This window comes from Panacibacter microcysteis (genome assembly GCF_015831355.1).
Lineage (GTDB): Bacteria > Bacteroidota > Bacteroidia > Chitinophagales > Chitinophagaceae > Panacibacter > Panacibacter microcysteis.
The window spans coordinates 1,130,560-1,144,569 of record NZ_JADWYR010000002.1 but is presented as its reverse complement, the minus strand read 5'-3'; the positions used below and the strand labels follow the sequence as shown (position 1 = coordinate 1,144,569).

At 42.4% G+C, this 14,010-nt stretch carries 14 protein-coding genes; 4 read left to right on the top strand and 10 right to left on the bottom strand.

Annotated features, from left to right (window positions below):
- Positions 1–154: 154 nt before the first annotated feature.
- Positions 155–1,144 (bottom strand): ion channel, encoded by a 990-nt coding sequence (locus I5907_RS16625; protein ID WP_196991928.1) that lies wholly within the window; start codon positions 1,142–1,144, stop codon positions 155–157.
- 76 nt (positions 1,145–1,220) lie between these two features.
- On the bottom strand, positions 1,221–2,444 hold the full coding sequence (locus I5907_RS16620; RefSeq protein ID WP_196991927.1) for an MFS transporter: 1,224 nt from the start codon (positions 2,442–2,444) through the stop codon (positions 1,221–1,223).
- Positions 2,445–2,573: 129 nt separating this feature from the next.
- Here I5907_RS16620 and I5907_RS16615 point away from each other — a divergent pair, with 129 nt between their 5' ends.
- Positions 2,574–3,623: an NAD(P)-dependent alcohol dehydrogenase gene (locus I5907_RS16615; protein WP_196991926.1), complete on the top strand. Its 1,050-nt coding sequence runs from the start codon at positions 2,574–2,576 to the stop codon at positions 3,621–3,623.
- A 178-nt stretch (positions 3,624–3,801) separates the two neighbouring features.
- On the opposite strand, the gene I5907_RS16610 is transcribed toward I5907_RS16615, so the two are convergent.
- On the bottom strand, positions 3,802–4,812 hold the full coding sequence (locus I5907_RS16610) for a potassium channel family protein (protein ID WP_196991925.1): 1,011 nt from the start codon (positions 4,810–4,812) through the stop codon (positions 3,802–3,804).
- 209 nt (positions 4,813–5,021) lie between these two features.
- Here I5907_RS16610 and bamJ point away from each other — a divergent pair, with 209 nt between their 5' ends.
- Positions 5,022–5,456, top strand: coding sequence for a BamJ family beta-barrel-assembly machinery protein (gene bamJ / locus I5907_RS16605; protein ID WP_196991924.1), 435 nt, complete (start codon positions 5,022–5,024; stop codon positions 5,454–5,456).
- A 115-nt stretch (positions 5,457–5,571) separates the two neighbouring features.
- Here bamJ and I5907_RS16600 read toward each other — a convergent pair whose 3' ends face one another.
- The 3 genes from I5907_RS16600 to I5907_RS16590 all read right to left on the bottom strand — a co-directional run bounded on the left by I5907_RS16600 (position 5,572) and on the right by I5907_RS16590 (position 8,698).
- On the bottom strand, positions 5,572–6,093 hold the full coding sequence (locus tag I5907_RS16600; protein WP_196991923.1) for a hypothetical protein: 522 nt from the start codon (positions 6,091–6,093) through the stop codon (positions 5,572–5,574).
- Positions 6,094–6,209: 116 nt separating this feature from the next.
- A complete protein-coding gene (locus I5907_RS16595; protein ID WP_196991922.1) occupies positions 6,210–8,105 on the bottom strand; it encodes an ABC-F family ATP-binding cassette domain-containing protein in 1,896 nt (631 codons plus the stop codon).
- A gap of 110 nt (positions 8,106–8,215) precedes the next feature.
- On the bottom strand, positions 8,216–8,698 hold the full coding sequence (locus tag I5907_RS16590; protein ID WP_196991921.1) for a YdeI/OmpD-associated family protein: 483 nt from the start codon (positions 8,696–8,698) through the stop codon (positions 8,216–8,218).
- A gap of 512 nt (positions 8,699–9,210) precedes the next feature.
- Here I5907_RS16590 and I5907_RS16585 point away from each other — a divergent pair.
- Together I5907_RS16585 and I5907_RS16580 are read left to right on the top strand one after the other, a co-directional pair.
- Entirely contained in the window at positions 9,211–10,209 is a 999-nt protein-coding gene (locus I5907_RS16585) for an alpha/beta hydrolase (protein ID WP_196991920.1), read from the top strand.
- A 63-nt stretch (positions 10,210–10,272) separates the two neighbouring features.
- Positions 10,273–11,946, top strand: coding sequence for a T9SS type A sorting domain-containing protein (locus I5907_RS16580; protein ID WP_196991919.1), 1,674 nt, complete (start codon positions 10,273–10,275; stop codon positions 11,944–11,946).
- A gap of 192 nt (positions 11,947–12,138) precedes the next feature.
- Here I5907_RS16580 and I5907_RS16575 read toward each other — a convergent pair whose 3' ends face one another.
- The 4 genes from I5907_RS16575 to I5907_RS16560 all read right to left on the bottom strand — a co-directional run bounded on the left by I5907_RS16575 (position 12,139) and on the right by I5907_RS16560 (position 13,997).
- Positions 12,139–12,348: a hypothetical protein gene (locus tag I5907_RS16575; protein WP_196991918.1), complete on the bottom strand. Its 210-nt coding sequence runs from the start codon at positions 12,346–12,348 to the stop codon at positions 12,139–12,141.
- Positions 12,349–12,389: 41 nt separating this feature from the next.
- Positions 12,390–12,926 carry an SRPBCC family protein gene (locus tag I5907_RS16570; protein ID WP_196991917.1) on the bottom strand — a complete coding sequence of 179 codons (537 nt, stop codon included), beginning with the start codon at positions 12,924–12,926 and terminating at the stop codon, positions 12,390–12,392.
- 79 nt (positions 12,927–13,005) lie between these two features.
- Positions 13,006–13,425, bottom strand: a complete 420-nt coding sequence (locus I5907_RS16565; protein ID WP_196991916.1) for a VOC family protein — start codon at positions 13,423–13,425, stop codon at positions 13,006–13,008.
- A 71-nt stretch (positions 13,426–13,496) separates the two neighbouring features.
- Positions 13,497–13,997: a DinB family protein gene (locus tag I5907_RS16560; RefSeq protein WP_196991915.1), complete on the bottom strand. Its 501-nt coding sequence runs from the start codon at positions 13,995–13,997 to the stop codon at positions 13,497–13,499.
- Between the last annotated feature and the right edge of the window lie 13 nt (positions 13,998–14,010).

Genomic DNA, 14,010 nt, shown 5'->3' with positions numbered 1-14,010 from the left:
CTGTTGCGTCGCACTCTTGTACTGTATATCTTTAAGCAGCTGTGGGATGCCGGTTTAAGATACGAACAATACAAAACCTGCAAAATAGTTAGCTATGCAACTAATTTAAAACCGAAGGTAATATTTTTATATTGTCTGCCAAATCATGTTTAAGTTATATTACAGGTGTTTGTGCAGTAGTTTGATAAACGGGTGTTTCTTTATACTCATTCAGTTTGTTAAGCTCTATGATTGTAGTATTACCGTCTTCGCTTTGCCGGTACATCTGGACAAACTTCGCGTCAAAAATTATTTCGTTGTAGGTATACGAAGTGCGTTGTAATACATTACTAGAGAAACTGTCGTCATACGCCTTTACCAATACATATATTTCAAAATCGGCATTGCGCATATCTTCCAGGCTCATACCTCTCAGCGGGCTTTCATCGTCTATAGGGTGCACAACTGTAAAGTTCATTGGCAGGCTGTCTACCCTCGTTCTTTCGAGCGGCAGGTTATAGAATTTATATTCCTGTTTGCCGTTTACATCTTCCAGTATGCTCAGGCTCACTTTTACTTCCACATCTGCAAGCGTGTGTCGTTCCTTAAAGCTTACAAAGCGGAACATAAGTCCTGCAATATTCCTGTAGGGGCCAATCAGCGCTTTTTTGCTGAACTCAAGAAATGCACGTGGTTTTGAAAAACGGCCATACATAAGACCGGTTACCAGCGCAAAAAACAGCGAACCTGTTAGTGCATCTGCTGCCGCAAAAAAATTGGCAAGGCCACCAACAGGGTTTACCCTTCCATAACCAACCGTGCTGAAGGTTTCGGTGCTGAAAAAAAACATTTCCCTGAACACGTGCCACTCGCTTTCTGCTATAATGCCGGTAAATTCAGGAACACCCACCAGCATAAATACACCTGTATACAGAAGATTGATCAGGATAAAAACGGCAATAATAATAGCCAGAAACTGCCATCCCGGTAAATTGATCATAGTATGAAACATACTAAAGCGATCCCAGAATGCTACGCCTTCTTTTTGTACATTGAAACTGCCATCCTTATTTACAAACCTGCCGCCATAGTTGCCGGTATTGCTGCTGAATCCTGTATCATTATTGGTTTTCAGAGATGCATTATTTCTTCTGAGCAATGACATATATAAATTTATTACGGTATAAAGTTAGGCAGTGCAACTGAGCAAGACAACAACTGCTTGTGAATAGCATGCTGATTTATTGCGATAATACAGCCGACTGACGGCTTATCTTTTTGCCAAGCAGCATAAAGCCGATACTAACCAGCAGGCATAGTGCTGCAATCAACCACCATAACGTTGTATAGTTGATGTTTGCAGCAACCTGGCTACCTAATGTCGGGGCTGTTATCTGCGCAATGCTCCAGGCAATGGTGTACATAGCTGCATATTGACCCCGGTTAGTGGCAGAAGTCCTGCTGATCCAGAACGAATTCATAAAAGGCATGGAAAATATCTCTCCAAGTGTAATGATGACCATAGATAACACAGAAGACCATGCGGCGTCCGGAAGTATATTAATAAGAGCATAACCTACACCAACCATAAACACACCCCGCTGTATAAAACTGGTATTGCTCCTTGTTCCTTCAAGTTTATAGATCAACGCCATTTCTATAAATACGATAATGATACCATTTATCGCCATCAGAATGCCTATAAACTGCTCAGTCAGTTGCCAGGACTCTTTATAAAAAACAGGCAGAATGGTAAAGAGGTGGAAGAAGCATGTAGCAAATAATACTGTAAGCAGCAGGAACAATACATACACCGCATCCTTCCAGGCAGCTTTGGTAACTGTTGTTTCTTTTGCTGATGCATGCCTGTTGCCGCTTTTAACGTAAGGCAACAGTTTGAGCAGCAGTAATGCTGCACAAATGTTTGTACAACCATCTACCCAAAAGAGCAGCTCGAAACTTACAGATGCAAGAAAACCGCCAAGTGCGCCGCCAACTGCCCACCCCAGATTAACTGCCAGCCGGTTGAGTGAGTAAGACCTCGTCCTGTTTTCTTCTTTGCTGTAAAATGCAATAGCCGTTGCATTGGCAGGTCTGAATGACTCATTGCATATACTTAGTATGAATGTGCTGATACAAAGAGATTCATACGTGTGCATATAACCGGTAACAATAAACATGATGCCGCCAAAAAACAAAGACAATATCTGCATAGGGTAGAAGCCGAACCAGTCGGTAATTCTGCCACCGATAAATGCACCTGCTACAGCACCTATACCAAATAACCCCATAACAAAACCTGCCTGTATAATAGTCAGCCTGAGCTCCTGTGTTGCATAAATGGTAAGAAAAGGTACCACCATTGTACCACTGCGGTTAATAAGCATTACAACAGACAGGTACCATGTTTTGCGTGATAAGCCTGTATAGGCATTTTTATATAACTCTATTGTTGAAGAAAGCATAGGCGACTGCGAAATTATACCAAACCAGCGCTGTAAAATCTTTGCCGTATATAACCGGCAAAAGAATTTTGTTGGCGGCTTTTGAACCTTGCATCCTTACTTTTGTTGCTCCTAAAAATTTTATCATATATGATTCCTGTAAATGCATATGCCGCACAAAGTGCAACCTCACCACTGGCGCCATTTAATTTTGAAAGAAGAGCAGTGGGCCCTCATGATGTGCAGGTGGAGATTTTATATTGTGGCGTTTGTCACTCAGACCTGCACCAGGTCAGGGATGAATGGGGTGGCTCCATTTACCCAATGGTACCCGGTCATGAAATAGTTGGTAAAATAGTAAAGACCGGCAGCGAAGTAAGAAATTTTAAAGTAGGCGAAATAGCAGGTGTGGGTGTTATGGTAGATAGTTGCCGTGTATGTAAAAACTGCAAGCAGGACCTTGAGCAATATTGCGTGGAAGGCATGACGGGTACTTACAATGCTATGGAACGTGACGGCAAAACAATTGCACAAGGTGGTTACTCTACGCAGATAGTAGTAGATGAAAAATATGTACTGCATGTTTCTGAAAAGCTGGATCTTAAAGCTGTGGCGCCCTTGTTGTGTGCAGGAATTACTACTTATTCACCGCTGCGTTTTGCCAGTGTAAAACCCGGTATGAAGGTAGCCATTGTGGGTCTTGGCGGTCTCGGCCATATGGGTGTAAAGTTTGCCGTTTCTTTTGGTGCAGAAGTCAGCTTGCTGAGTACATCCAAATCTAAAGAGGCAGATGCAAAAAAGCTGGGTGTGCATCATTTTATTCTTACCACAGACCGTGCTGAAATGAAAAAATATGCCAGCTATTTTGATGTAATTCTCGATACAGTTTCTGCTAACCATGAGTATGAAGCTTATTTAGACTTGCTGGACTTAAACGGCCGCCTGATGGTGGTAGGCTTACCACCTGAGCCATCAAAGGTTGGCGCTTTCAAATTGTTGAATAATCGCAGAAGCATTACAGGATCTATGATTGGTGGTATAAAAGAAACACAGGAAATGCTTGACTACTGTGCCGAACATAACATTGTGGCCGATGTTGAAATGATCAATATGCAGGAGATCAATGAAGCATATGAGCGCATGGCGAAGAACGATGTGAAATATCGTTTTGTAATTGATATCAACAGTCTTAAAAGCTAAAATTTACAATGCTTATTACATCGTCAGCCTGGTTGAAAAAACCGGGCTGATTGCTTTATAGCCAGGCTGCTGACTGTTTGTACAATTGTACCCGCAGACTGAAGCTGCACAACGAACAGAACGTACAAGTGAGTGACACAACAAGTGTTGAAGAGTGTGCTATTGCCGGTATCAACATTTATATTCCTTCCACATTATGTTTCATGGCATCGATCTGTACGCGGGTGCCCAACACGATTACTTTCATGCCGGCAGACACAATGGTGTCTTCGGGAGGATTGATGAGAAATTTTCCATCGCTGCTTTTAATGCCAATACAGTTTACGCCGGTTTTTTTCCACGACATGATTACATTAAGCGGCTGATCGCGTATTTCAGGAGGCAGCCTGTTGTAATCAACAGATTCCATGTTAATGCTTTCGCCTTCTTCACCACTCAGGTACTCTATAAACTCTACCACATCTGGCTTTGATACAAGTGTGGCCATATGCGTGCCGCCAATTTTATCGGGCATTACAATATTATCTGCGCCTGCTTTTTTTAGCTTGGTGGTGGTGCCATGCTGCGATGCGCGGCTGATGATCTGTATAGAAGTGTTTAAAGAACGGGCAGATAACACAATGAATACATTGTCTGCATCCTGCGGCAATGTTATAACCAGTGCCCTGGCCTTATGAATGCCTGCACGTACCAGGGTTTCATCTTCCGTTGCATCTGCATTCATATATGTAAGCGATGGATGATCTGTTAACCATTGCTCTATATTGTGGTTGTCTTTTTCGATTACCACAAATGGTACTTTATGCGCCATTAGTGTGCTGGCGGCCTGCTGGCCATTTCTACCAAAGCCGCATATAATAACATGGTCATGCAACTGATGTATTGCCTGCATAAGTTTTTTGTTTTTAAAATACATTGCCATCTCGCCGCTTATCAGAAACTGGGTAAGCCTTGCAATGGCATAGGTAAAGGTTCCGAATGATGAAATAATAAGGATGATATTGAATATTTTTCCTGCATCTGACAGCGGGTAAACTTCTTTGTAGCCGATGGTTGTTACCGTAATCACCGTCATATACACCGCATCGAGCAAAGAATAATGCTCTATCAGCATAAAGCCCGTTGTACCTGTAATGGTTATGGCAGCTATTACCAGGAACCACACAGATAAGGAAAAACGTGGATTCAATTTGATGTTGGTTTGCAATAAAATTAGAAGTTTTTTTAATTAGTGGCCCACCTGCATTACTACTATTAAACTTCTGTTGCGTCGCACTCTTCAGGGTTCTTATCGCTGGTGGGCAAAGATTAACCCCGCTGTGTTTTATGTACCATCTTAATTCTTTTACCTTTGCAGCTTGTATCTTTTATTAAACATTTACACAAAACATTTTTATCATGAGTCTTTTTGATAAGCTAACCCAGGCCAGGGAAGAAAAGTTTGAAGCAACAAAAAAGGAAGGTGCAGATTTTCTTGAGAAAAATGCAAAAGAAGAAGGTGTTGTTGCTTTACCAAGCGGCCTGCAATACAAAGTGCTGCATATGGGCACCGGTGCCAAACCACAGGCTTCACAAAATGTAACCTGCCATTACGAAGGGTCATTGATCAATGGAACAATATTCGATTCGTCTGTAAAGCGCGGCCAGCCGGCAACCTTTCCTTTAAACCGCGTTATCAGCGGCTGGACGGAAGGTTTGCAGCTGATGCCCACAGGCAGCAAGTTTCGTTTCTTTATTCCGCCACACCTTGGCTATGGAGACAGGCAGGCCGGCGCCTATATACAACCTTACAGTACATTGATATTCGACGTGGAGTTGCTTTCAATCAGTTAGCTGCAGCCGGTATGGCAATCGATGCTGAGCTGAAGGCAGATAAGTAAGCAAAGGAATATTATATCGGGCACTGACTTTTCCCATGCTTTGTTTCCTTATTCCTTACGTATCAGCATTAGCTTTTCTCGCCTTCAAAATAATCGGTTCTGTATTTAAACAACACGTTGAAAGTAGTAAGTGAACCGTAAATGCGTGTGATATACTGTTGAAGATTTACTTTGTCTTCATTGCTCAGTTTATCATGCGCATTTATTCTTTGCTCCATTACACGCAAACGATCGCGCAGCATAACGATCTTATTAAAGAAAACATCTATCGGTACTTCTTTATCTTTAAGTGTTGCATCGCCGGGTTTCAAAATCATTGTACCGTTCTTCCATTTGTCGCCAAGCGAGACAACTTCTGTTACGTCACTCCATTCGCGCAGGATCTTTACCAGCGCGTCTTCTGCTTCGCTGAAGCTTACATTGTATTCCGGTTCTACACGTTCTGTTATCTCCAGCTGCTGATCTTTATTAACTGTTTTAATACCGTTTTCAATAAAGCATATTTCGTACACCCGTTTGTGAATGCGGATGACCACACCCTGCCCGAACGAAGGATGAGTAATACGGGAACCGACTCCTAAAATATCCATATTGCTAAGTTTATTGTAACCAGGTTGTGTTAAAGTGCTGAGTTAAGCAGTGTTGTACAAGAGTGCGACGCAACAACAGCTTCATGCTTGTACAACAGCCGGGCCCATAGTTTGTATTATAAAATTTCACTGAGCTCGAGCCAGCGCATTTCTTTTGTTTCCAGCAGCATGCTTATTTCCCCAATGCGTTTACTTGCACTGTTTAACTGTTCGTACGATGCAGCAGGATTGCCCAGTTGTTCTTCCAGTTGTTGCTTTTCTGTTTCGAGTTCTGCAATCTCTTTTTCCAATAACTCAAACTCTCTTTTTTCTTTGAAGCCCGCTTTTTTCCTGTTGCTGCTGGCGGTTTGCTGCATGGTAGCATTTTCTGCCTGGCTTTCAGTTGCAGGCATTGAAGTAACGACCGGTGCTTTCTTTTCTTCTTCTTTCTGCCATATGCGGTATTGCGAATAATTACCCGGGAAGTCTCTTACATCGCCATTGCCTTCAAACACAAACAGGTGGTCTACGAGCCTGTCCATAAAATAACGGTCATGGCTTACAATAAGAATGCAGCCCTGGTAATCCTGCAGAAAATTTTCCAATACACCGAGTGTTGGCAGATCCAGGTCGTTGGTAGGCTCATCGAGAATAAGAAAATTAGGGTTGGTAAAAAGAATCGTCAGCAATTGCAGGCGCTTCTTTTCGCCGCCACTTAGAGACGAGAGGTACGTGTATTGCTTTTCAGGTGGAAATAAGAAGAGCTCGAGAAACTGCGCTGCGCTGAGGCTGCCACCTTTTGCCAGCGGGAAATTTTCAGCAAAAGATTTTACATATTCTATTACCCGAACATTGTCTTTGATTACAAGTCCCTGTTGGGAGAAGTTTCCAAACACCACTGTATCTCCAATGTTTACTTTGCCACTGTCTGCCGTTTCCAGCCCTTGCAGGATATTTAAAAACGTGGATTTGCCAACGCCGTTTTTACCAATAATGCCGGCCCGCTCACCTTTGCTGAAAGTATAGTCGAAGCCTTTTAGAATTGGTTTATCATCGTAGCTTTTATACACCTTTTTCATCTCGGCAATCTTGCCGCCAAGCCTGGTCATTTTTACCTGTAACTGTAACTGGGCATCGGCAATTTTTTGTTTTGCTTTGGCTTCAACTTCGTAGAAGTTGTTTTCCCGGCTACGGCTTTTTGTTGTTCTTGCTTTTGGCTGTTTGCGCATCCATTCGAGTTCTTTGCGATACTCGTTGCGTGCTTTATCTATACTGGCCTGCTCACTTTCCAGCCTTGCCGCCTTTTTGTCGAGATAGTTTTCGTAATCGCCTTTATACACATACATATTGCTGCGTTCGAGTTCCCATATTTCTTCGCATACAGCATCCAGAAAGTAACGGTCGTGGGTCACCATCAGCAGTGTAACATTTTCCTGGTTCAGGAAATGCTCCAGCCATTCAATCATTTCTACATCGAGATGGTTGGTTGGCTCATCCATCATCAGCAATGTATGCTTGTGATCGAAGCCGATATCAATCAGCGTTTTGGCAAGTGCCACCCTTTTACGCTGGCCGCCGCTTAATTCGCTTACATTATGTTGCAGGTGGTGAATATTAAGTTTGCCCAGTATCTCTTTTACTTTGGCTTCAAACACCCAGGCGTTCAGTTCATCCATTTCAGCCATGGCGGCAAGCATCTCATCGCTGTTGTTGCTTTCGAGTGCGGCCTCGTACTTCCTGGTGGCTGCCATTACAGGATGTGCACTGTTGAAAATATTTTCCAGCACTGTTTTGCCTTCGTCAAACTGAGGGTCCTGTTCAAAGAGTGCAACAGTTACATCTTTGTTGATCCAAAGCTTTCCCTCGTCCTGTGTTTCTTTACCGGTAAGTATTCTAAGCAGTGTACTTTTACCTACGCCATTGCGTGCTACCAGGGCAATTTTATCACCCTCATTAATGTGAAAGGAAATATTATTAAACAATGGTGTTATTCCGTAACTCTTCGTTAAACCCTCGGCAGATATATAATGCATAATGTAAAAGCGAATTCAAAAATAATTCAAGGCAGCAAAAATAGATAAGTGCACAGTTAAAACCCGTAAAAAGATTGGTTGGTGTCTGCGGTCGTGTTTGCTTTATACATTCAGGGTTTATCTCTTCCTATAAACCGCTGTTTACCCAACAGGAAATTGATGGCTTTTACAACATTGATGTCTACTGATTCTTCAGTCTTAAGTTGGTTGATATAACGTAAAATTTCTTTTTGTAAAGATGGCCGCAAGGCATGGAATATTTTCGCTGCTTTTTTGTTCTCTTTCAGTGCGGCTGCCAGTTTTGGATGAACAGGTATTATTCTTTCTTCCGCATCAAAACAAATTGTAAAGACACCTGTATTCCCCACATCTATACCTGCTGCTTTGCGCATGGGCGTATTCAGGTACAGCCTCCAACGGTTTCTGAATTTTACAAGGTGTTGTTTGAATTCGAAGCCGTTCATGGTCATTATAACCGGAATTGGCCCTTTGTTCCTTCCGGCATCTTTAAACAATTGCTTTTGCACGGCAGCAGGAACAAGCACATAAGGGTTGATGTCGATGATCTGTATGCTTGCAGAAAATGAATGCATGAATAAAGATACAGTCGTCGTTCAGATTTTTATAACCCACATTATACAATATGGTTCAATTACGCAAGCCTTGAATCAGATACTTAGCCGAAAACGAACACAATACGCATGCATCAGCTCTGGCTTTGTCCGCATTTAACGACTGCGTAGCGAGTATCACCCGTTATGGTAGTTGTGGTGCCAGCTGCAGAATATCTGTTGTGCTGCTGTTGCGTCGCACACTGCGGCTGCATCACGCATTTCAGCCCTCAGAATCGGGCATACAACAGTTTTATTTATAATACGTATACACTAAAAAGGAGAGGCGTTAATTGTTGACTTCTAAAGATATATGCCTTTTTTTTGATGCAAGCAGGGTAATTTCCTATTTAGCTGAAACTTATTTGACGATTTAATTGGTTTTTTAATTAAAAAACCAGTGTTTGCTTGATATTATAAGAATATTGTGGTTATTTCGTAGTACGTTTATCCGTAGAGAACAATTTTCCATTACCTAGTCGAAACAAATTTTAATGAAACCTCTTATCCTACTACCCTTTGTAATGGCTTTTTCTGCTTTTATGTGGCCAACAAACAGGGTTAAAACTCAGACATCATCAAGTGTAGCAACCGCCGAACTGACTGACAAGCCAGGTGTTGTATTTGCACGCAATTTAACTGATTGGCGTGGCAGACCTGTTGACAGTATAATGATGGATATGTATTATCCTACCGGCGCTACCTCCAACAAAAAGTACCCTGTTATAATCTATTGCCATGGCGGTGGGTTCTCCGGTGGTAACCGTTTCAATGTTATGCCTGCCTGCGACCGTTTTGCAGATAACGGATTTATTGCGGTAGCAATAGATTATCGTGTTGGTTACAAAAAAGGTAAAGGCGACCTGGCTTGCGAAACAGACTCCGTTTCATTAAATGAAGCAACTTACAGGGCATGCCAGGATGTTAATGCCGCTTTCAGATATTTGGTGGCAAATGCAGAAGAACTGAATGTTGATACGTCAGCGTTATTTGTAGGTGGTTCAAGCGCGGGTGCAGCATTGGCCCTTGAAGATGCATTTCTTACTGATGAAACAGCGCAGATATTTTACCCTTATGCTGTAACAAAGCTAGGAACGCTGCAAACAAGCGGGAATAACCTTACCAACACATATAAAGTAAAAGGCGTAGTGTCGTTGTGGGGCGGTTTAGCATATGCTGACAGGCTGATTGACAGCGTTAAAACACCTATACCGGTTATTTTGTACAAAGGCACTGAAGAGGCCGGCATTCCTGATAGTGTAGGTAATTACAGAGGCTGCATTACCATGCCGATACTATATTCTGCACCTGCTATCTATGCAAGATTGGAAAATCAACGTATACCTTCTGTTTTTCATAGTTTGCCAGGCGGCAACCATCCGGCGTTTGATATTGAATTCTGCGTTGAAAATTCAACCTGCTTTATGAAAGCAATTATAGAAGGCAGGCCCTACAGCGGATTATACCAGTACTTCAATTCCAGTTGCCAATAACAGGCTTTCCATACAAACGTCAACCCATCTATCTTATTAAATAACTCAATGAAATACCTTAATATGAAAATAAAATTATACATGATGCTGTCTTTGTTTGTTGCACTGTGCATCAACACGATGGCTCAAACGCCCACCATAAGCTGGCAGTTTGCTGTGGGCGGCAGTGGTAATGATAGTCTTACTGATCTTAGGACCACTGCAGATGGCGGTTTTATAGCATGTGGCAAATCGAACTCCAATACATCTGGCAATAAATCAAACAACGCACTTGGCGGCTACGATTACTGGGTAGTAAAGCTCAACAGTGCAGGCGCAGTAACCTGGAACCGGACTATCGGCGGCATGGCAGATGATGTAAATCCTTACGTTACACAAACCCCTGATGGAGGTTACCTGGTGGCAGGTAAATCTGTTTCCACCATTTCAGGCAATAAAACAGAAGATGCCATTAACCTTAGTTACGATTACTGGGTTGTGAAGTTGGACAAAAATGGCCTTGTACAGTGGGACAATACTGTCGGCAGCATTCAACTGGAAGCTCCCCGTGGTCTTGCAGTTTCAGCAGATAACAGGAGTTACATGGTGGCTGGTTACGCATTCTCAAACAATGGTTACGATAAGACAGAACTGAACAGAGGTTCATCTGTATGGTCTGACTACTGGCTTATCAAACTTAACAAGAAGGGAGTAGTTACCTGGAATAAAACCTTTGGCGGCGGAAATGAAGACGTGCTTACCTCATTTATCCGCACCAGCGATGCAGGATACATGATGGGTGGACATTCCTACTCACCTGCAGAATACGAAAAGACAGACAGCTTCCTGGGTAACAATGATTACTGGATCATAAAAATCAATTCGGCGGGTACCCAACAATGGGATAAAATCTACGGCGGGAAGTTCTCGGACTATCAAACCTGTATGGCTCAGACTGCAGACGGTGGCTACATACTGGGCGGCTATTCAAACTCACCTGTATCGTTTAGTAAAACAGATGGATTCAGGGGCGGTACAGACTATTGGATTGTAAAAATTGACGCTGCTGGTAACAAACAATGGGATAAAACATTTGGTGGAGCCGGTAAAGATTATCTCTATTCAGTAAAGCAGACTATTGATGGCGGATACATTCTTGGAGGAACTTCCAATTCTAATGCAGGCAATGAAAAGACAGAAAACTCTATCGGTGGCAATGATATATGGATCGTAAAACTGGATGCTAATGGAAATAAAATATGGGATAAGACTTATGGCGGAAGTGATGACGATATATTGTCTTCCCTGACTGAAATATCTGCTAATGAATACATCATTGGTGCAACTTCGAAATCCCCGGTTAGTGGTGATAAATCTATGGCTACCGTTGGTGGAACAGGGTTTAACGACTTCTGGGTAGTAAGAATTTCTGCAGGCGGCGCAAAAGCTAAAGCGTTAACAGCTCAAAGCGCGCAACTGATTGTTAAGGCAGATGAAAATCCGTTGACACAGAAACTTGGTATAAGGGTTTCTCCAAACCCAACACAGGATGTTGCGGTGATCAATTACACGTCTGTTGCCAATGGGAAACTGACATTAACAGTTTATGATAACAACGGTAAAACTGTTTTACAAAAACCACTTGCCAATAATGCCGGTACCTATTCAGTAAATATCTCAGGATATGCTGCAGGCCTCTACCATTTTGTAATTACCAGTGGAAAAAGTAATGCAACTGCAACTGTGCTTAAGCAGTAACTAACAGCTTAGAAAGAAATAACAAAGGGATTCAAAAAATGAAACCCTTTGTTATTTATACCCGGTTAACATTTTCAAAAATGCCTGGAAAAAACATGCGTAGTGATGCCCTGGGCGCTCAATAGCGGTAAAGGCGTACAAGAGTGCGACGCAACGATGCCCAATAGTAGTACTAATGCCCGGCACCAAAGATTACTCCAATATATTACAATAAAAGCCACGCTCCTGTAAAACGCGGATAATATTGCTGCAGATAAAGCTATGACCTTCTATGCGTAAAACTTTATCACAATCATCCAGGTCGAAATTGATCTTGTTTCCTGGAAAGGCCTGGTGCAGCACGTTAATCAATTCTGCTGCATGTTCATTTTGCTGAACATTCGTTTTGAATACTTCAACCATATGTAACAAAATGTGGTTAGCAACCTGACGGGAGCCTGTTTTTAATTGGCTTCGCACATCGTTTTTAATTTATTCAGCCCCTTACTGTATGTATCGCCAATCATATCATCCATACTCAGCAACAGCATTACATTCATTGGATAGGCATACTTGCTGTCAAACGTCCACGTGGCTTTTGTGCTGTTACCGGCATCTTCCAATACGATTGATGCATCTGCCTCGCCTTCGAAAGGTTTGATAAAATGTACATGCGTATTGATTGAATTTGGTGCATCTGTTTTTGTAATGGTCTGTTCGCCTTCCCCAACATCGCTGTTTCCTTTCCATTTGTAAATGGCGCCGGGTGTGCCATCATTACCTTCGTATGTGATGTTTATGGCCGGGTCGGCCTCTATCCACGGGCTCCAGCTATGCATGCCGTGCAGTGAACCAACATTGCTCCAGACTTTTTCTTTTGGGGCATTGATAGTTACATCGCGTTCGATGTGTAATTCTTTTGGTGCAAACAATGCCGCAATAAGCACAATGGCTACTATTGAGACAATAGCAATAAGCAGGATTTTTAGAAACTTTTTCATGTGTTGTTTTGGTTGGTGGTTAATGTAACAGGTAAGATAGTAAAGAAAACCGCTCCATCAAACCTTTACGAAATGGTTGTTATGATTGTTGGAAATTGATCATCCATTTTGTACCAAATTTATCTGTAAATGAGCCAAAATAAGCGCCCCAGAATGTGTCTGCTATGGGCATTTCTACCTGCCCGCCGGCTGACAGTCCGTTGAAGAGCATGTCTGCCTGTTCTCTTGAATCGGGACTTACTGAAATATAGTTGTTATTACCTGCTATAACCTTAAAGCCCATTTGCGCGGGGGCGTCTGAGCCCATAAGAATGGTATCATTGTTCAGCGGCAGCGATATGTGCATGATCATTTGCGCAACACCGGGTGGCAGTTTGTCTGCATCCGGCATGTTTTTAAATCTTTGCACCATTAAAAAATCGCCGCCGAAAACACTTTTGTAAAAGTTGAATGCATCTTCTGCGGTACCCGGGAAATTGAGGTATGGGTTAAATTTCATATGTTTTGTTTTAAGATTGCAATGTATTGGTTCTCTAAAGCTAAACAACTGTATGGCTTATTCAAATACCACTAATCAAATTTAAGCGCAGGGTAACCGAGCAGGCGCCTGAAAATACCGATCTGGCCAATGCAGTAAGACTCACGGTCTGTGCAGAACAACAGTGTATCGAATAGTTTGAAATCTCCGCCGGGCATCTTAAACGGATCAGGACCATTCAACTCGTCTTCACTGAGGCTACTGATTTTTTCTTTTAATAGAGGCGAAATATTTTTCCAGTCGTTTCTAAAATCGTTGAGCGAAGGATAGATGGCATCATCAATGATTCCTTTGAAATTTTCGAATAATTCAAGCCCGGCCTGTTTTTGTTCAATTCCAAGAAGGCCTGCAAGGCTATATCTGCCATAGACAAGGCTGCCGGAAAGCCATGCAATATGGTTTGCCTTTGTTCCCAAACGGTTTGCTGCATCTGTATCGTTGATGCCTTCCAACGCTTTGTGAAATAGTCCTGTATGCCAGTCGAAAAGGCTTAAGACAACCTGGAGCTTGATCTTTTGCGGTGTTGATTCCATGGTTAAAAATTTT